Below are 16961 nucleotides of genomic sequence, written 5' to 3' on the forward strand. Positions count from 1 at the left end.
CTCGCAGCGGTAGACCCCAACGGTATTCAGGACCGTAATGCCGGGCTGCTCTGCCACTGGTCATGACGGTGGTAGGGCGGCACGGCACACTGACCGCGACACTGCGACTGCGCGGCTCGGCAGGGAGGGCGAGCGGCCGCAGGCAGGGCGAGCGGGCAGCCCGGGCGCCTGGCAACCCAGCCCAGCCCACGACCAGCGCGAGCGATGCAGCAGACCTCCCACCCGGGAAGGCTTTCCGGCAAGCGCCACATTCCGGACTCAGCTTCGACAGGCCGCGCTGGACACGAGTCAGAGGACCGGCCGGCCCGCCAATGCACGACGCAGGCGCGACACGAGTATCCGCAATGGAGGTCGCGCCAGTTTGATCGGCGTCGAGTTACTAAGATGATCGTCGATGGAAGATCTGAGGCAATTGCACACTGTCGATGCTGATGGCCGGATCGCGCCGATCACCCTGCAGGTCAAAGGCGACCGCGGCGCGACCGTGGTGGGGGCTCGGTCGCTGGAGCGGGACTACGGCGCGTTCGCCGGGCCGGATCTGGTTGATTGCCTGATTGACCTGCGGCTGCGGCTCGAGGCGGACGGGCTGTTGCTGTGCTGCCAGGGTTGCCGGGTCAACGTCTGGCCGTCGGGGCAGCTCCGGCAGTTCGCGGACGGCCGGCAGGGGTATGTCCTCACGCGGCGCGCCCGGGGTCAGGTCCATGAGATCGTCGACCTGCTCGACCCGGCGCCGGCCGGTCAGGTGGTCAGCGTCGAGGATCAGCGCCGGTTCGTGTACGAATTCCACGCTCTGGGGCTGTGAAAGCCTAAGCTGGTCGGGTGCCGTTTCCGTCGCCGCTGCTGCTTGTGCTGGACGGGAACAGTCTGTTGCATCGCGCCTACCACGCGTATGCGAGCGATCCCATCGAGGATTCCGACGGCCGCCCGGTCTGGGCGTTGCGCGGGCTGGTGGGTTATGTCGCGCGGGCGGCGGCCCAGCTCCGGCCCGATGCGATCGTGGTCGGCTTCGACTGTTCGGTGTCGTCGGCGCGCCGGCTGGAGTGGGACGGCTACAAGGCGCACCGGCCCGAGAAGCCGGCTCCGCTGAGCGAGCAGATCGCGGGCGCGCCCGAGCTGCTGCGGAACGCGGCGGTCTGCGTGGTCGTGCCGCCGGCCTATGAGGCGGATGACGTGCTGGCGAGCGGGGCCGCCGCGGCCCGGCGGGCGGGCTGGCGTTCGGTGCTCATGACCAGTGACCGCGACGCGTTCGCGTTGATCGACGAGACGACCGAGGTGCTGCGCGTACGCAACGGAGGTTTCGACGAGGCGGTCCTGATCGACGCTCCGGGCCTGGTCGAGCTGTGCGGCGTGGAGGCGGGACAGTACCGGGACTTCGCCGCGTTGCGGGGCGACCCGTCGGACAACCTGCACGGCGTCCGGGGCTTCGGGGCGGCGACCGCGGCCAAGCTGCTGAACGCCTTCGGCTCGGTCGACGAGGCGTGGGCCGCCCTCGACCGCGGTGACCTGCGGACGGTCAGTGACGTGGTGGGCGACGCGCCGGCGGGGCAGCTGGCGACGAGCAAGGACCGGGTCGACCGCAACCGCCGCCTGATGCGCATGCGCACCGACCTGCCCCTGCCCGACCTCGACGCGGCCCGCCTGCCGCTGGACTACCTGACGATGCGCAGCGCCCTCCGTGCCCGTGGCATCAACCTGGGGCCGTCGCTGTGGGCCCTGGTCGGCAACGTTCCGCCCCAGCGGGTCGACGACACCACCACCCCGGAGCTGCAGCCGTGGGTGTTCCGTCGCAGCCTGTCCAGCCGCCGCGACCCGACGCCGGGCCAGCTGAGCCTGTTCTGACCGCCGTCCCCGCCGCACGTCCAGGACGAACCCCGACAAGACCTTGATCGGGTACGGGCACAGCCGAGTCCCGCCGTCTACGCGCCGGCCGGTCGGTGCTCCGGGCCGCTTCCTGCCGCCGGGTCGGCGTCAACAACCGCCGACCGCAGCACCGACGGCCCGAGCAGCGCCGTGGGATCGATGTCCTGAGCCGTGCGTACCCGGAAGGTGAACGACTCGCCCGGCAGCAACGTCACCAGCTGCTCGTCCACGGCCGCGTCGGCCGCCACCCGGTCGGCGAGCAGCGTCACGTCCCGCGCGAAGGACGACGCCGCGACGGTCACGGCGTATCCCCCGGGCGCCGGAGCCACGGTCGCGGTCAGGGCCGACGGGTCGTACGCGAGCGTCTGGTCCTCGACGAACGTCCGGAACGCGCGTACCCCGTCAAGCTCGGCGACCACCACCTCAGCCGCCGGCGAGCCCGGGGTGGTGACCGACGGATCCAGCGGCAGCGTGGCCACGGATCGCGCCGCCACCGAGGCGGGCAGCGAGACCGAGGCCAGCACCGTGCCGTCGAAGGCCAGTCGCCGCACGAGAAGCGTCTCCGACCAGGGCGCATCGGAATCGTTGACCGCGACGACGGAGAGCGGCCGGATCGTCAGCAGGCGCGGCGCGTACGCCCGGCGCAACGCGTACCAGGACGGCTTGAGCCGCCCGGCGCTGTCGACGACCGCCCAGGACGTGACCGGCCAGCAGTCGTTGAGCTGCCACAGGACGCTGCCCATGGTGCGTGGCCGGTGCGCGCGCAGGTGTTCGACCGCGTACGTGGTGGCGCGGGCCTGGTTGAGCTGGGTGGCCCAGTGCCAGTCGTCGAAGCGGGCCGGGATGCCCAGGTGGTGGGCCAGGCCGCGGTCGAGCTTGCCGTTGCCGTCGGCCGCCTTCTGGTGCAGCAGGAAGGCCGGCGAGTCCTTGCGCAGGTCGGCCGGGTCGAGCCACTCGGTGAGCGTGGCCCAGGCCGGCGGCGCCTGCCAGCCGAACTCGGCGCAGAACCGCGGCACGTTCCGGTCGTGCCAGGTGTACTCGCGCTGGTTCCACGACTCCCACTCGTGCCGGGTGCCGTACCGGTCGTCGTTGGGGTGCACGTCGGCCGGGTCGTGACCGGGGCTGGACGGGCTGCCCGGGTGGTAGGGCCGGGTCGGGTCGATCTCGGCCACCAGGGCCGGGAAGTCGCGCTCGTAGTAGCCGAGCCCCCAGGTGCGGTCGCCCAGCTCGAGCTTCCAGTTCCAGTCTTCGTGGCCCCACAGGTTCTCGTTGCCGCCGTTCCAGATGGCCAGCGACGGGTGGGGGCTGAGCCGGGCGATGTTCTCGCGGGCCTCGGCCAGGATCTCGCCCCGGATCGGTTCTTCCTCCGGGTACGCCGCGCAGGCCAGCGGGAAGTCCTGCCAGACGAGGACGCCGCGTTCGTCGCAGAGGTCGTAGAAGTCGTCCGACTCGTAGATCCCGCCGCCCCAGACCCGGAGCAGGTTGGCGTGGGCGAGGACGGCCCGGTCGACCGCGGCGGCGTAGCGTTCCCGGGTCAGCCGGGTGAGCAGGTGGTCCTCGGGGATCCAGTTGAGACCGAGGGCCCAGATCTCGCGCCCGTTGACCACGATCGCGAACCGCTGTCCGATCTCGTCCGGTGTCTCGTCCAGCTCGACCCGCCGGAACCCGACCCGCCGCTCGGCGACATCCAGCCGCGCGTCGCCGTCGAGAAGCTCGATCGTGACGTCGTTCAGGGGCTGGTCGCCGTAGCCGACCGGCCACCAGATCGCGGCGTCCTCCACCGCCAGCTCGACCACGGCCGCGTCGGAGCCGGCCGCGATCCGCGTCTCGGCCACCCGACCGGCGACCGAGACCCGCAGCACCAGGTCACCGGCGGGCTGGAGCCCCGAGCGCTCGATCGAGGCGTGGACGGTCAGCCGCCCGGTGGTGTCGTCCGGGTCGAGGGTGGCGAGCGGGCGCACCGAGGCCAGCCGGGCGACCCGCCAGCGCTCCAGCCGCACCGGCTTCCAGATGCCGCAGGTCTGCAGGTCGGGGCCCCAGTCCCAGCCGAAACTGCAGGCCATCTTGCGGATCATGTTGTACGGGTGCTCGTACGCCGCCGGTCGCGCGCCCAGCCGCTCGCGCATCGCCTCGGCGTACGCGAGCGCGCTGTCGAACCGTACGCCCAGCTCCTGATCGGTGTTGACCTTGTCGCGCACGTCGAACCGGAAGCTCCGGTGCATGTTGGCGGTGTGACCGAGCTCGGCCCCGCCCAGCGTGATCGTGGCGACCGTGTCGAGCCCGTCGAAGACCAGGTCGACCCGCTCGTCGGCGGCCGGGGCGACCGCGGGCAGCGTGGTGCGGTAGATCCAGGACGACCGGTGCAGCCAGGTGAGTGCGGCCTCGTTGGCCCCGGCGTACGGGTCGTCGATCAGCCCGGCGGCGAGCAGGTCGGTGTGGATCGAGCCCGGCACCTCGGCGGTCAGCGGCCCGATCGAGTCATCGGCGGCCACGACGGTCCAGCCGGCGTGGAGATCGTCACGGATCATTGAGTTGGCAAGCTCCTGGTGAGATGTTCGGGCAGGCCCATCACATCCTTTCACGTACGTCTCAGGGTCGGCCCCGGATGTTTCTCGGGGCCGCGCTTCCCTAGCGTCGGGGTGTGAAGGCGATCATCCAAGATCGGTACGGCTCGCCCGACGTCCTGCGCCTCGCGGAGATCGACCCGCCCGTCCCCCGCGCCGACGAGGTGCTGGTGCGGGTGGCGGCGGCCTCGGTCAACGCCTCCGACTGGCACTCCATGCGCGGCGATCCGTATGTCGGCCGGCTCCTCGCGCCGGAGCACACGCTGTTCCACGGTCCCCGGCAGCCGGTTCGCGGGCGGGACTTCGCGGGGGACGTGGCCGGGGTCGGCGCGGAGGTCACCGATCTGGCCGTCGGCGATGAGGTGTACGGAGACCTGGGCGCCGCCGAGGGCGGGTTCGCCGAGTACGTGCGGGCGCCCGCCCGGCTGGTCGCCCGGAAGCCGGCCAACCTCACCTTCGAGCAGTCGGCGGCCATGCCGCTGGCGGCGTGCACCGCGCTGGTCGGCGTACGCGATCATGGCCGGGTCGGTCCGGGGACGAGGTTGCTGGTCAACGGCGCGTCCGGCGGGGTCGGACCGTTCGCCGTGCAGATCGGCAAGCTGCTCGGCGCGACGGTGACCGCGGTGTGCCGCACGCGGAACGTGGAGATGGTGCGGGCGCTCGGCGCCGACGAGGTGATCGACTACACGCGGGCCGATTTCACCGCGGGCCACCCGCGCTACGACGTCGTGCTCGACCTGGTCGGCAACCGGACGCTCGGGGACATGCGGCGGGCGCTGACCCCGGACGGGACGCTGGTGCTGGGCGGGTTCGGCGTGTCCCGGGGCGGCAGCGTGCTCGGCCCGATGAGCCTGCTGGTGCGGGCCCAGATCGCGGCGCGCTTCGTGGCCCACCGGATCGTGCTGCTCCAGGCGCCGGGCGGTCGCGCGGTCCTCGACACGCTGCGCGACTGGGCCGAGGAGGGGCTGATCCGCCCGGTGGTCGACCGCACCTACCCGCTGAAGGACGTGCCGGAGGCCATCCGCTACCTGGAGACCGAGCACGCCCGCGCGAAGGTGGTGATCACGTTCTGAGGTTCGCCCCGCCTCTAGACTCGTCACGTGATCACGATCGGCGACGCGGTGCGGGCCTGGCGGCTCGCGCCCCGGGTCTCGGCCGGCCGGCTGGAATCCCGGTCGGGCGCCGGCGTCTACCCCGTGACCATGGTGGACGGTTCGCCGGCCTTCGTGAAGATCAGCCGGACCTCCGACCGCGAGCTGCGCTTCTACCGTTCGCTGGCCCCGGCCGCCCCGGTCCGTACGCCCCGGCTGCTCGACCACCTCGACGCCGGCGGCGACGGGGTGGCGCTGCTCCTGGAAGACGCCGGACCGACCCGGCCGGTCGACCGGTGGACGCCCGCGATGTGGGCCGCGCTGGAGCGCGACCTGGCCGCCCTGCACGCCATGCCTCCGCCCTCGGGGCCGGGCTGGGAGACCCCCGGCCCGCTGGCCTTCCTCGACTTCAAGGCCGTCCGGGCGTTCTGGGCGCCGGCGCTGCCCCGGCTCGACGACATCTTCGCCGCCATCGGCCGGCTGCGCGCCGACCTGGCCGGCCCGCCGCTCGCCTTCGTCCACGGCGACTGCCACACCGAGAACATCACGGTCGACGGCGACGCCCTGGTCTTCTGCGACTGGCAGATGGCGGGCATCGGCCGGCCGTCCGCCGACTACGCCCTGCTGAACGTGCGGGCCACCCCGGCCGGCGTGACGGTGCCGATCAACCTCGACCGGGCGACCACGCTCGGCCGCGCGGTGCTGGCCGAGGAACTGGCCATCCTGGTGTTCCAGTGGCCGCAGTACGCCGCCTACAACACCCCGGCCGGCAACGACCACATCCGCGCCCGCGCCGCGGCCCTGGCCGACGAGTGGCTCGGCGCGCGTTCGGCCTGGTGAGGGGTAACGTCCGCAGGATGACTCAGCTTCGTGAGCTGCTCGCGGTGGAGGCCGGCTCGTTCCGGCTCGACAAGGTCGATCCCCGGGGTACGCCGGGACTGCCCGACAGCAAGGCCGTGCGTAAGGACCCCAAGGCGTGGGCCCGGGAGGCGGTCTCGTCGATCGGGACCGAGCTCGCGGCGTACCAGGAGAAGCTCTTCGCCAGCGCGAAGAGTGAGCGGACCGACCGGCGGGTGCTGCTCCTGCTGCAGGCCATGGACTGCGGCGGCAAGGACGGCACGGTACGCAGCGTGTTCGCCGGCCTGAATCCGACTGGCGTCGAGGCGGTCAGTTTCGGGCCGCCGACCGACGAGGAGAAGCAGCACGACTTCCTGTGGCGGATCGAGCGGGCGCTGCCGGCGGTCGGCCACGTGGGGGTGTTCAACCGGTCGCAGTACGAGGACGTGCTGGTCGTCCGGGTGCACGGCCTGGTGCCCGAGGACGTGTGGTCGCAGCGCTACGAGCAGATCAACGCGTTCGAGACGGCGCAGGCCGAGGCCGGGCTGACCCTGGTCAAGGTGATGCTGCACATCTCGCCGGAGGAGCAGCGGCAGCGGCTGCTCGACCGGCTCGACGATCCCACCAAGTTCTGGAAGTACAACCCGGGCGACGTCGACGAGCGCGCCCGCTGGGACGACTACCAGGAGGCGTACCAGGCGGCCCTGACCCGGTGCAGCACCGAGGCCAACCCGTGGTTCGTGGTGCCGGCCGACCGGAAGTGGTACCGCAACTGGGCCGTGGCCACGCTGCTGCGGGACGCGATGGCCGCCGTCGACCCGGGCTATCCGCCCGCGGACTTCGACGTCGAGGCCGAACGTCAGCGGGTCAGGGCGCTCAGCCAGGGGATCTGACGCTGCCACTGGTGGCCGCCGCCGCCCTCGTGGTCGTTGAAGGGCCAGACGTCGATCTCCTTCGGCCCGGCGTACGCGTTGTAGGCGGCGTAGACCGTCGAGGGCGGGCAGGTCTGGTCCATCAGCGCCACCGAGAAGCGGGCCGGGGCGACCGCGCGCTTGGCGTGGTTGGCCGCGTCGATGTACGACAGGGTGTGGAACGCCTGCTCGGTGTGCGCGCGGTTGACGGCCAGGTAGGCGGAGACCTCGGCGTAGGGGTCACGCGCGGTGATCTCGACGCCGCGCTTGATATGGCAGAGGAAAGGTACGTCGGGAAGCACCGCGGCGACGTCCGGCACGAGCCCGCCCACCGCCAGCGCCATCGCCCCGCCCTGGCTGCCACCGGCCACCGCCACCCGCGCCGGGTCGACGCCGTCCACCGCCCGCAGCGCCTCGACGGCCCGGGCCGCGTCGGTGAACAGCCGCCGGTAGTAGTGCTCGCGCGGGTCGAGGATGCCCCGCGTCATGAACCCCGGGTGTGCCGGCCCGGCGCCGACCGGGTCGGGCGTGTCCCCGCCGTCACCCCAGCCGCTCCCCTGCCCGCGGGTGTCCAGGAACAGCTCCACGTAGCCGGCGCTGGCCCAGCCCAGATGTCCGGTCGCCAGCCCGCGCCCGCCCCCGTAGCCGTTGCAGGTCAGCACCGCCGGCAGCGGCCCGTCCAGCCCGCGCGGCCGGGTCAGCCACCCCTTGACCGGGTGCCCCCCGAACCCGCTGAACGTCACGTCGTACACGTCGACCAGCACCAGCCCGGTGTCGACGGCCGTCAGCTCCAGGCTCAGGCCGTACCCCCGGGCCTCCCCCAGCGTCCCGCCCCAGAACTCGTCGAAGTCGTCCGGCTCGGCGATCTCGGGCGCATAGCCCGCCAGCTCGTCCGCGCTGAGATCCCACAGCGGCATGAAACGCTCCCTCCAGAGGCATGATCACCACCATCATGCCCCCGGCGCCTCGAGCACCACGCCGGAGAGGCGGCGGACTGCCTCGTCCATCTGGGAGGGTGCGGCTGCCGCATAGGTCAGGCGCAGGTGCGGGGCGGGCGGCTCGGCCGCGTACCAGGGCCGGCCGGGGAAGACGACCACGCCCGCGTTGGCGGCGGCCGCGGCCACGGCGGTGTCGTCGGTGTGGTCGGGCAGGCGCATCCACAGGTGCAGGCCGCCGCGCGGGACGGTCACCGGCGCCAGTGACGGCAGGTGGCGGTTGAGGGCCGTGCGCAGGGCGTCGCGACGTGTACGCAGGGCGGTGCGCAAGGCTCGGCGATGCCGTTCCCAGCCCGGGCTGGTCACCAGCTCGAGCGCCGCCTGTTGCAGCGGGCCGGCCACGAACAGGTCGTCCAGGAGGCGGGCGTTGCGCAGGCGCAGGGCGGCCGGTCCGCGCGCGCCGATCGCCGCGATGCGCAGGCTCGGCGCGGTGGTCTTGGTCAGCGAGCGTACGTACACCACGTGGCCGTCCGGGTCCGACGCGGCGAGCGGTGGCGGCGCCTCGCCGTCGATGGTCAGGTTGCGGGCGTAGTCGTCCTCGATCAGGAACGCGCCGGCCTCGCGTACCGCCGCCTGGACCGCGGCCCGGCGACCGGCCGACAGCGTCGCGCCGGTCGGGTTGGCGTGCAGGGGCTGGCAGTAGAAGAGCCTGGCCTGGGTACGGGCGAGAGCGGCGCCAAGCTGATCGGGCCGCACCCCGTCGGCGTCGGCCGGCACCGGCACCACGCGCAGGCCGGTCGACCGGGCCGCCGCCAGCGCGCCGACGTAGGTGGGCGACTCGACCAGCAGCGTGTCCCCCGGCGAGGCCAGGGCGCGGAAGGCGGACGACAGGGCGGCCTGGCCACCCGGGGCGAGCACCATGTCGTCGGCGTGCAGCCCGCCGCCGACCTCCCGGGCGAACCAGGCCCGCAGGTCGGCCCGGCCGGCGGCGGGACCACGCTGCCACGCCGCGGGCTGGCGGGCGGCCCGGGCCAGGGCGGCGCCCAGCGCGGCGAGCGGCTGCAATTCTTCGTCGAGGTAGCCGCCGGAGAGCGGGATGGCGCCGGCCGGCGGCAGGGCCAGTAACGCCTGGAGCGCGTTCTCGTCGGCGCGGCCCGCGCCCAGGGTGACGGTCTGCCAGGACAGATCGGGCGCCTCGGCGGCCGGCGACGTCTCGGCGACGTAGAGCCCGCGCCCCGGCCGGGCCGAGACCAGGCCCTGCGCCACGAGTTGCCGGACGGCCGCGGCCACGGTGACCGGCGACGCCTGGTGTCGCACGGTCAGCTCGCGCACCGACGGCAGCCGGGTGCCGGCCGGCGACGCCAGCGCCCGGGCGCGCAGATCTTGGATAACGCGGGCGGCTGCGTTACCGTTCTCCATGACGGCACAGAGTAGCGCTATCGCGCGGAAGTCGATAACACCCGGCGCGATCGGCGTGCTCGCGTTCAGCCTGTCCCTCCCCGCCACCCGCGTCGCCGTGCACGATCTCGACCCGTGGTTCGTGGCGTTCGGCCGCGCTGTGGGCGCGGCGTTACTCGCCTGGGCGTACCTGACCATCGTGGCCGCGCCCCGCCCCACCCGCAGCCAATGGCGGCGCCTGACCATCGTCGCGCTCGGGGTGGTCGTCGGGTTCCCACTGTTCACGTCGCTGGCCCTGACCACGCAGACGTCGGCCCACGGCGCCGTGGTGATCACCGCGCTGCCCGCGATGACGGCCGTGTTCGCCGTGCTGCGGGCCGGCGAGCGGCCACGGCCGAGGTTCTGGGTGGCCGCGCTCGGCGGCCTGGCCGCGGTGGTCGCGTTCCTGACGCTGAGCGGCCAGGTCCGCGGTGGCCCGGGCGCCGCCGACCTCTTCCTGCTGTGCGCGGTCATCCTCTGCGGGCTCGGGTACGCCGAGGGCGGCGCGCTGGCCCGCGACCTGGGCGGCGCCCGCACCATCGGCTGGGCTCTGATCATCGCGCTGCCGGCCACCGTCCCCGCGACACTCGTCTCCGCGTGGCTGCGCCCACCCCACGCCGGCGCCGCCGCCTGGTCAGGCTTCGCCTACCTGACCGTGGTGTCGATGTTCCTGGCCTTCTTCGCCTGGTACGCCGGCCTGGCCCGCGGCGGCATCGCCAAGGTCGGCCAGCTCCAGCTGATCCAGCCCGTCCTCACGCTGGCGTGGTCGGCCCTGCTGCTCGGCGAGCCGGTCACCCCCGCCGCCATCGCCGCCGCCCTCCTGGTCCTGTCCTGCGTAGCCGTCACCCAGCGCGCCCGCGACTAGTGGGCGCCGACGCGGCGCAGCTGTTCACGCAGCGCTCCGGCTGGAAGCGCGACAAGTCCCGCCCGTTCGGGCGTGCGGAAGGTGGCCGGCGCCGTCCGGCAGCTGAGCTGAGCACTTCCATGGACGTACATCTATATAAATGCCTCTCAATGGGTTTAGAATGCTGGCCTAGAGAGCGCTCTCTCCGAATCTTGGGCCGGAGAGGAGAACCATGAAGCGAACGATGACAACGTTGGCAGCGTTGCTGCTGCTGGCCATGGCGGCGGTCCCCGCACATGCCGTCGCCTCCGTCACGGCCGTCGCCGCGCACACGGTGACGTTCGTGAACCGGTCGGGTCAGACCATTTGGCTCGGCAGCCAGGTCAACGCCGACCAGTCGGTGAACTTCACCAGCCTGCCCACTCTCGCCAACGGGCAGTCGGCGACCGTCACCATCCCGGAGAACAGCTTCCCGAACCACTGGCGTGGCAAGTTCGTCGCGCGGCAGTACTGTTCCGGCACGTCCGGCAGCACCTTCCACTGCCTCGTCGGCGACTGCGGCGTGTACGCCGACCACTGTGCGGTCGGTGAACAGCCGGCCGGCCTCGCGGAGTTCAACTTCGACACCGCCGACTCGCTCGCCCCCTGGTACAACGTCAGCTACGTCAACGCCTTCTCCCTGCCGCTGACCATCGCGCCGAACAACGCGCCCGCGCCACCGGCGGGTGGCGGCAGCTGCCAGGTGATGGGCTGCACGACCGACCTGCTGCCGTACTGCCCGGCGGCGAACGTCACCAACTACCCCGGCACGAGCACCCGCATGCTGTGCACCAACCCGAACCGCGACGCGCAGACCGCGTACAGCAACGCGCTCGGCAGCCACTGCCCGTACGCGTACTCGTGGTCGAAGGCCGACTCCGTCCCCGGCAACCAGGTGATCCGGCAGTGCGCCAACTGCACCGGCTTCACCATCACCTACTACGCGCCCGGCACCGCCTGATGTTGAAGGAGCGAATGGACATGAAGCGCCGCAGTCTGGTCGTCGGTGCCGTCGCAGCGATCCTGGTGCTGCTCACCGGCAACCCCGCCAACGCCGCCATCCCGGTCGGGCAGACCTTCACCGGCAAGGCGACCTACTACGACGACGCCGGGTACGGGGCCTGCGGCACGCAGATCAACGCCGCGACCGACTACCTCGTCGCGGTCTCGTACACCTGGTGGACGACAGCGAACCCGAACAACGACCCGGTGTGCAACTACAACGTCGAGGTGACGTACAACGGCGTCACCGTCACGGTTCCGGTGCGGGACAAGTGCCCGTCCTGCGACTCGACCCACCTCGACCTGAGCAAGCCGGTGTTTCAGCGCTTCGCCAACACCGACCAGGGCGTCATCAACGGCATCACATGGAAGTTCGTCAACCGCTGACGATCGCGTCCGTGGCGAGGTGATTCGGCGCGCCGCCGGATCACCTCGCGCAACTGCCCGACGGCGGCCGCAGTCCGGCCGACAGGTAAACATTTCGCTGGCACGCATGCCATGGGCCGTTGTCGGCACATTGGTGCCAGCCGCTCGGACCAGGTCTCATCTGGACCGCCCGCCCTTCGTCCTCGGAAGGTCCGGGCGGCGGCTTTCGTAGCGCAAGATTCTGGTGTACTGATCTGCCGCGATCCGCGCGCAGGTCAGAGCTTCCAGGCTTCATCGTCGTCGGGCTTGGGGTAGCCGAGTAGGTCCATCGCCGTTTGGTTGTCGACCCGTGCCCAGAACAGCTGGTGCAACTCGATGGGCAGCTCATCCTGATGGCTGCCGGTGCGACCTCGGCGGAAGAACAGGTCGTCATGCCCCCTCAGCTCGTCGAGAGAGGGAATGGCAGCCCCCGACCGCAGACCAAGCGCGGGGGCCACCGTGGCGATGATCGGAGCGACCGCCGCATGCGGGTCACGAATCAGGTCCTCGTATCGCAGGACGACACGATGCGGCGCCGACGGTCGCAGCCAGCTGAGAACGTTGGTTCCCCAACTTCCGGTTCCGACCGCGCTCACTCGCAGAATCTTCGACCGCAGTTCGGCCCGGTAGATGTTCGGGTCTTCCTCGCTCGCTTGGCGGGCCCACGAGACCAGGGCGTCACGGCCGTCTCGCACCAGGCAGATCGCCCGATCGTCCTCGTCGACGTCGGCATCACGCTGCCGGTGGGTCTTGACGAAATGCAGCTCGTCGGTCGCCCGCATCTCAGAAAGGCTTCCTGGTCGATCGGTGAACCCGATCAAATCCTTCCCGAGGCGCTCGGCAACACCGTCAACGTCATAGACAGTCGAGGTTCTGACGCCATACAGCCTGTGGAGGACGATCCGCAGGAAGGTGTTGCCGGAACGAGGAAACGACGCCACCCACACAATCATCACCGAACCGTAGCCAGCGGCAGAGCGCATGAGCGAGCCGATGTGCCGCCGGCATCCTCTTCTGCCGCGATGCGATCCCGCGAGAGGACGACGGCTTCTTCAGCCCAACTCACGTCGAGCACGCCGGGGACCAGATTCCTGAGCTATCTGGCGCTGCCACCTGGCATGGGCGTCGTGCTGGCTTCGGGCAGGCGCGGATCTGCTGAGTCGAGGGCAGGGATTGACTTCTGGCCGGGATCTGGAACGCGGCGGTGGACGCGCGGCCTACGGGAGCGGCGCGTCGCGGAAGACCTGCCACTTGCCGCCGACCTCGTCGCGGTCGGCGCGGTTGCCGGCGTCGAGGCGGGCCATGTCGGCCAGGGTCGGGTCGGCCTCGACCAGGTGGACCATGGCGTCGACCAGGACGGCGCCCTCGACGTTGGGGTCGTTGACGCCGTCGAGGACGATCCAGGAGTTGTCGGCGCTGTGGATCACGCTCAGGGCGGGCAGTTTGCCCTCATGCACGGTTCGCTGCACCACGGCGCCCAGCTCGGGTGGGAAACGGTGGTCGGGGAACGGGAACGGGAGCGTACGGAAGATCTCGTGGGCCACGAGCGACGATCATAGGTCCCGGCGCTGGAACGAGAGGGCCGCCAGCCCCAGGATCAGCGCGCCCCAGATCACCGCCCAGCCGACGTAGGCCGGGGGCGTGGGCACCATGCTGAGGAACGGTGACGCGCCGAAGTTGGCCGCGAACTGCACCGCGCCGGGGTCCTGGAAGGCGTTCATCGCGCCGCGCCACAGGCCGTCGGTCGGCACGATCATGCGGGACACCGTGCCCACCTGGGCCATGCCGGCGTTGCCGAGTTCGTCGCCGACCTGGCCGACCACCCCGGCGATCCAGGTGGCGCCGAACAGGCCCACCGACACGATGCCGGACGCCATCGGGGAGATCACCGTGGACAGCAGCAGGCCCAGGGTCAGCAGGACGGTGGTCTGGCCGGCCAGCATCAGCAGGCCGGTGATCGGGTGCGGCGGCCAGTAGTCCAGTGTCGCCTTCACGATCACGAACTGGGCCAGGCCGGTGATCACGATGTAGCCGCTGCCGAAGGCGACCAGCCCCAGCCACTTGCCGGCCAGCACGGACGAGCGGCGTACCGGCCGGGTCATGATGGCCAGCGCCACGCCGGACTCGATCTCGCCGGAGACGGTCGGCCCGGCCAGGAACGCGGTGCCCAGCGCGGCGATCAGGCTCAGCCCGAACATCACCAGGTTCAGCACCTGCGACGCCGCCAGCTTGGCCTCGCCGCTGGTCAGCGTCCCGAATTCGAGGCTGAGCCGCCAGAACCCCCACGCGCTCAACGCCAGCAGCACCACGGTCAGCACGGCCAGCGAACGCAGCACCTTCCGCCGGGCGGCCTCTTTCAAGGTCAGACCCGCGATGACGGGTACGGTCGACAGCGTCATTCCTGATCCCCCCGGAGAATGTCGAGCAGCCGCTCCTCGAGACTGATCCGCCCCGGCTCGACCGCGTGCACCCGCACGCCGAGCCCGACCAGGTCGGCCACCAGGTCGGGAATGGCTTCGAGCGAGGCGTCGACCGTGAAGGCGTCGCCGGCGCGCGTCACGGGCCCGAGTGCCGCCATCCGGGCCTCGGCCGCGTCCGGGACGGAGGCGAGCCGCAGCCGGATCTCGGTGCGGCCCAGCAGCTCGGCCAGCGTGCCGGCCGCCGCGACCTTGCCCCGGTCGAGGATCACCACCCGGTCGCAGACCCGCTCCACCTCGCCGATCAGGTGCGAGTTGAGCAGCACCGCCACGTCCCGCTGCCGGAGGGCGAGCAGCAGGTCGCGCACGTCGGCCCGGCCGAGCGGATCGAGCGCGCTGGTCGGCTCGTCGAGCACCACCAGCTCGGGCCGGGCGACCAGCGCGACGGCCAGCCCGAGCCGCTGCTGCATGCCCTTGGAGAAGGCGCCGACCCGGTCGTCGGCCCGGTCGGCCAGCCCGACCAGTCCCAGCGTCTCCCGCCGCTCCCCCGCCGGCACCGCGACGCCGGACAGCTTGACGTGCAGGTCGAGCACCTCGGCCGCGGTCAGCCAGGGCTGGTAGCGGAACAGCTCGGGCAGGTAGCCGACCCGGGTCCGGGCGGCCGGCTCGGTCGCCGGCCGGCCGAGCAGCAGCACCTCACCGGCGTCCGGCCGGACCAGCCCGAGCAGCATCTTGATGCAGGTGGTCTTGCCGGCCCCGTTCGGACCGAGCAGCCCGACCACCTCGCCCCGGTCCACGCTGAACGACACGTCGTCCACGGCGATCTGCCTCCGGTACCGCTTCCGCAGTCCCGAGCACCACACGGCGGCCGCCGGCGGAAGCTCGGCGACGAGCTGGGCCGCCGCCTCCAGGGATCCGGTCATCGCAGTCCCCGGGCGACCGACAGGACCTCGTCGGCGCCGATCGACCCACCGACCGCGTTGATCACCCCGTCCTCGATCCAGACCACGCCGTTCAGCGCGTTCCCCCGGTCGGTCAGCAGCGTCGCCGGGACACCGTGCACGTCGGTGGACGCGGTCGCCTCCTCGTCCGAGTTCACGATCATCGGCAGCGTCGTCCCGTCCCCGGTGAACGCCCGCAACTGCTTGGCCACGCTCGACGGCAGCCCCGGCAGCGACAACAGATAGTCCCGCGCGGTTTCGAAAGGCACCCCCGTCGAGTACGCCTTCGGCGCCACCACCCGCGCGACGACCAGGGCGGGCACACCCCGCGCCTCGTTCCAGACCTGGGCCAGCCCCGGCCCGGCGGTCATCCGGAACTCGCTGCCGTCCAGCCCCGCGGGCGGCGCCGGATGTGCCGTGCCCCCCGCCGCCGCGGCAGCTTTCCTGGCGTCGAACGTGAACTGTGCGCTGACCTGGTTCACCACAAGGAAGCCCGGCTCACCGACCACGCCGCGCGGCAGCTCACCGACCCGGGGAGCGGTCAGCCCGGTCGCCGCGCGCGCGGCCGCCGCGTTCGGCACCTTCCGGACGTCGGCCGGCTCGATGAACCGGACGTCCCCGTACGCGTCCAGCTCGGGCAGTTTCCCCAGGTCGGCCGGGTCGACGGTGATCGGCGCGACCCGCTCGGCCCGGAAGATCGGGAACCAGTCACCGGCGGCCGCCGCGCTCGCCCCGGTGACGATCGCGGCCACCCCGACGACCGCGATGACCGGACTCCGCAACGCCGCCCGCCACCGCTCCGCGCGCCCTTTGCTCTGAGCGCGTATAGGCAACACCCCGACGCTCTGAGCGCGTAAAGGCAACACCCCGTTGCTCTGAGCGCGTACAGGCAACACCTTGGCGCCGGCCTCCTCCGCGAGGGCATCGGACAGCCGGCTCCAGCCGGCATCGACGTCCGAGGAAGCGAAGGAGGCCGAAGAAGCGGAGGAGGCGGAGGTCTGCAGGGCCGTACCCACCAGAAGCGCGTCCTCACGGGCCGCGGCCAGCGCGGACAGGCAGGTCCGGCAGTCCGCGACATGGGCGCGGTCGGCGGCGGCCACCCCGGCCGGCTCGTCCAGGAGGCGGCGCAACGTGCCGTCAGTCGGATGGCGCATGACGGTTCAACTCCTTGCGTAGGGCGGACTCGGCGCGGCGCACGGTGGTGCCGACGCTGCCGGGTGAGAGATCGAGGGCGGCCGCGACTTCGGCGTACGAGAGACCGCTGTGTCGCAGCACGAGGGCGACGGCCTGTTTGCGGGGCAGCGTCGCGAGCGCCGCGCGTACCCGTCGGCGTTCTTCGAGGGTGACCACCGCGTCGGCGATGTCGGGCGCGACCTCCGCGGTGCCGGAGATCGCCTCGCGGGAGGCGCGGCGGCGGCCGGTGCGGAGGTGGTTGAGCGCGGTGTGCGCGGCGGCGACCGAGAGCCAGCCCGCGGCCTCGGCGGCCGGCACCGACGAGCGCCCGAAGGTCAGGAACACCTCCTGGGCGACGTCCTCGGCCTCGTACCGCGAGCCCAGCACCCGGGCGGCGACCGCGACCACGCGCGGATAGGCCGACCGGAACACCTGCTCCAGGTCGGGCCGTACGCCCGCCACCATCACATCCTGCTCCACATCCCTCTAAGCACCGCCGGCGGCG

Annotated in this window: 17 protein-coding genes; 8 read left to right on the forward strand and 9 right to left on the reverse strand. The window is 72.0% G+C overall.

What is annotated here, in order from left to right:
* Positions 1 to 394: 394 nt before the first annotated feature.
* Both AB0M54_RS20065 and AB0M54_RS20070 read left to right on the forward strand, forming a co-directional pair.
* Entirely contained in the window at positions 395 to 802 is a 408-nt protein-coding gene (locus tag AB0M54_RS20065) for a hypothetical protein (RefSeq protein ID WP_364319554.1), read from the forward strand.
* Between the two features lie 17 nt (positions 803 to 819).
* Complete coding sequence (locus AB0M54_RS20070) at positions 820 to 1839, forward strand: 5'-3' exonuclease H3TH domain-containing protein (protein ID WP_364472971.1); 1020 nt, start codon at positions 820 to 822, stop codon at positions 1837 to 1839.
* 77 nt (positions 1840 to 1916) lie between these two features.
* Here the strand turns inward: AB0M54_RS20070 and AB0M54_RS20075 are convergent, their stop codons facing one another.
* Positions 1917 to 4388: a glycoside hydrolase family 2 protein gene (locus AB0M54_RS20075; RefSeq protein ID WP_364472973.1), complete on the reverse strand. Its 2472-nt coding sequence runs from the start codon at positions 4386 to 4388 to the stop codon at positions 1917 to 1919.
* 113 nt (positions 4389 to 4501) lie between these two features.
* Between AB0M54_RS20075 and AB0M54_RS20080 the strand changes: the two genes are divergently transcribed.
* Genes AB0M54_RS20080 through AB0M54_RS20090 form a run of 3 tightly spaced genes read left to right on the forward strand, consistent with a single transcriptional unit; the run spans position 4502 to position 7245 of the window.
* On the forward strand, positions 4502 to 5497 hold the full coding sequence (locus AB0M54_RS20080) for an NAD(P)-dependent alcohol dehydrogenase (protein WP_364472975.1): 996 nt from the start codon (positions 4502 to 4504) through the stop codon (positions 5495 to 5497).
* Between the two features lie 27 nt (positions 5498 to 5524).
* Complete coding sequence (locus tag AB0M54_RS20085; protein ID WP_364319561.1) at positions 5525 to 6355, forward strand: aminoglycoside phosphotransferase family protein; 831 nt, start codon at positions 5525 to 5527, stop codon at positions 6353 to 6355.
* A 17-nt stretch (positions 6356 to 6372) separates the two neighbouring features.
* On the forward strand, positions 6373 to 7245 hold the full coding sequence (locus AB0M54_RS20090) for a PPK2 family polyphosphate kinase (protein WP_364472977.1): 873 nt from the start codon (positions 6373 to 6375) through the stop codon (positions 7243 to 7245).
* Here the strand turns inward: AB0M54_RS20090 and AB0M54_RS20095 are convergent.
* Complete coding sequence (locus AB0M54_RS20095) at positions 7212 to 8180, reverse strand: acetylxylan esterase (protein ID WP_364472979.1); 969 nt, start codon at positions 8178 to 8180, stop codon at positions 7212 to 7214. The two genes, AB0M54_RS20090 and AB0M54_RS20095, sit on opposite strands and share 34 nt — an antisense overlap.
* A 33-nt stretch (positions 8181 to 8213) precedes the next feature.
* Positions 8214 to 9617, reverse strand: a complete 1404-nt coding sequence (locus AB0M54_RS20100) for a PLP-dependent aminotransferase family protein (protein ID WP_364472981.1) — start codon at positions 9615 to 9617, stop codon at positions 8214 to 8216.
* Between AB0M54_RS20100 and AB0M54_RS20105 the strand changes: the two genes are divergently transcribed.
* The 3 genes from AB0M54_RS20105 (at position 9616) to AB0M54_RS20115 (ending at position 11907) form a co-directional block, all read left to right on the forward strand.
* Entirely contained in the window at positions 9616 to 10500 is an 885-nt protein-coding gene (locus AB0M54_RS20105) for a DMT family transporter (protein WP_364472983.1), read from the forward strand. The two genes, AB0M54_RS20100 and AB0M54_RS20105, sit on opposite strands and share 2 nt — an antisense overlap.
* 223 nt (positions 10501 to 10723) lie before the next feature.
* Positions 10724 to 11479, forward strand: coding sequence for a thaumatin family protein (locus AB0M54_RS20110; protein WP_364472985.1), 756 nt, complete (start codon positions 10724 to 10726; stop codon positions 11477 to 11479).
* A 20-nt stretch (positions 11480 to 11499) separates the two neighbouring features.
* Positions 11500 to 11907 (forward strand): cysteine/serine endopeptidase inhibitor, encoded by a 408-nt coding sequence (locus AB0M54_RS20115; RefSeq protein ID WP_364319570.1) that lies wholly within the window; start codon positions 11500 to 11502, stop codon positions 11905 to 11907.
* 254 nt (positions 11908 to 12161) lie between these two features.
* On the opposite strand, the gene AB0M54_RS20120 is transcribed toward AB0M54_RS20115, so the two are convergent.
* The 6 genes from AB0M54_RS20120 to AB0M54_RS20145 form a co-directional block, all read right to left on the reverse strand.
* Positions 12162 to 12878, reverse strand: a complete 717-nt coding sequence (locus tag AB0M54_RS20120) for a sulfotransferase domain-containing protein (RefSeq protein ID WP_364472987.1) — start codon at positions 12876 to 12878, stop codon at positions 12162 to 12164.
* A 264-nt stretch (positions 12879 to 13142) separates the two neighbouring features.
* Entirely contained in the window at positions 13143 to 13469 is a 327-nt protein-coding gene (locus AB0M54_RS20125) for a hypothetical protein (protein WP_364472989.1), read from the reverse strand.
* A gap of 9 nt (positions 13470 to 13478) precedes the next feature.
* Complete coding sequence (locus tag AB0M54_RS20130) at positions 13479 to 14324, reverse strand: ABC transporter permease (RefSeq protein ID WP_364472990.1); 846 nt, start codon at positions 14322 to 14324, stop codon at positions 13479 to 13481.
* Positions 14321 to 15265 carry an ABC transporter ATP-binding protein gene (locus AB0M54_RS20135; RefSeq protein WP_364472992.1) on the reverse strand — a complete coding sequence of 315 codons (945 nt, stop codon included), beginning with the start codon at positions 15263 to 15265 and terminating at the stop codon, positions 14321 to 14323. The genes AB0M54_RS20130 and AB0M54_RS20135 overlap by 4 nt, the downstream gene beginning before the upstream one ends.
* Complete coding sequence (locus AB0M54_RS20140; RefSeq protein ID WP_364472994.1) at positions 15262 to 16437, reverse strand: hypothetical protein; 1176 nt, start codon at positions 16435 to 16437, stop codon at positions 15262 to 15264. The genes AB0M54_RS20135 and AB0M54_RS20140 overlap by 4 nt, the downstream gene beginning before the upstream one ends.
* Positions 16421 to 16936 carry a sigma-70 family RNA polymerase sigma factor gene (locus tag AB0M54_RS20145; RefSeq protein ID WP_364319581.1) on the reverse strand — a complete coding sequence of 172 codons (516 nt, stop codon included), beginning with the start codon at positions 16934 to 16936 and terminating at the stop codon, positions 16421 to 16423. Before AB0M54_RS20145 ends, AB0M54_RS20140 begins: the two co-directional genes overlap by 17 nt.
* Positions 16937 to 16961 lie beyond the last annotated feature (25 nt).

The organism is Actinoplanes sp. NPDC051470 (assembly GCF_040682035.1).
GTDB lineage: Bacteria > Actinomycetota > Actinomycetes > Mycobacteriales > Micromonosporaceae > Actinoplanes.

Excerpts from the sequence above, each read along its gene's own strand:
- AB0M54_RS20140 (WP_364472994.1), bottom strand. The coding sequence starts at position 16,437 with ATGCGCCATCCGACTGACGGCACGTTGCGCCGCCTCCTGGACGAGCCG.
- AB0M54_RS20095 (WP_364472979.1), bottom strand. The coding sequence starts at position 8,180 with ATGCCGCTGTGGGATCTCAGCGCGGACGAGCTGGCGGGCTATGCGCCC.
- AB0M54_RS20120 (WP_364472987.1), bottom strand. The coding sequence starts at position 12,878 with ATGATTGTGTGGGTGGCGTCGTTTCCTCGTTCCGGCAACACCTTCCTG.
- AB0M54_RS20075 (WP_364472973.1), bottom strand. The coding sequence starts at position 4,388 with ATGATCCGTGACGATCTCCACGCCGGCTGGACCGTCGTGGCCGCCGAT.
- AB0M54_RS20115 (WP_364319570.1), top strand. The coding sequence starts at position 11,500 with ATGAAGCGCCGCAGTCTGGTCGTCGGTGCCGTCGCAGCGATCCTGGTG.
- AB0M54_RS20130 (WP_364472990.1), bottom strand. The coding sequence starts at position 14,324 with ATGACGCTGTCGACCGTACCCGTCATCGCGGGTCTGACCTTGAAAGAG.
- AB0M54_RS20090 (WP_364472977.1), top strand. The coding sequence starts at position 6,373 with ATGACTCAGCTTCGTGAGCTGCTCGCGGTGGAGGCCGGCTCGTTCCGG.
- AB0M54_RS20135 (WP_364472992.1), bottom strand. The coding sequence starts at position 15,265 with ATGACCGGATCCCTGGAGGCGGCGGCCCAGCTCGTCGCCGAGCTTCCG.
- AB0M54_RS20105 (WP_364472983.1), top strand. The coding sequence starts at position 9,616 with ATGACGGCACAGAGTAGCGCTATCGCGCGGAAGTCGATAACACCCGGC.
- AB0M54_RS20065 (WP_364319554.1), top strand. The coding sequence starts at position 395 with ATGGAAGATCTGAGGCAATTGCACACTGTCGATGCTGATGGCCGGATC.
- AB0M54_RS20110 (WP_364472985.1), top strand. The coding sequence starts at position 10,724 with ATGACAACGTTGGCAGCGTTGCTGCTGCTGGCCATGGCGGCGGTCCCC.
- AB0M54_RS20100 (WP_364472981.1), bottom strand. The coding sequence starts at position 9,617 with ATGGAGAACGGTAACGCAGCCGCCCGCGTTATCCAAGATCTGCGCGCC.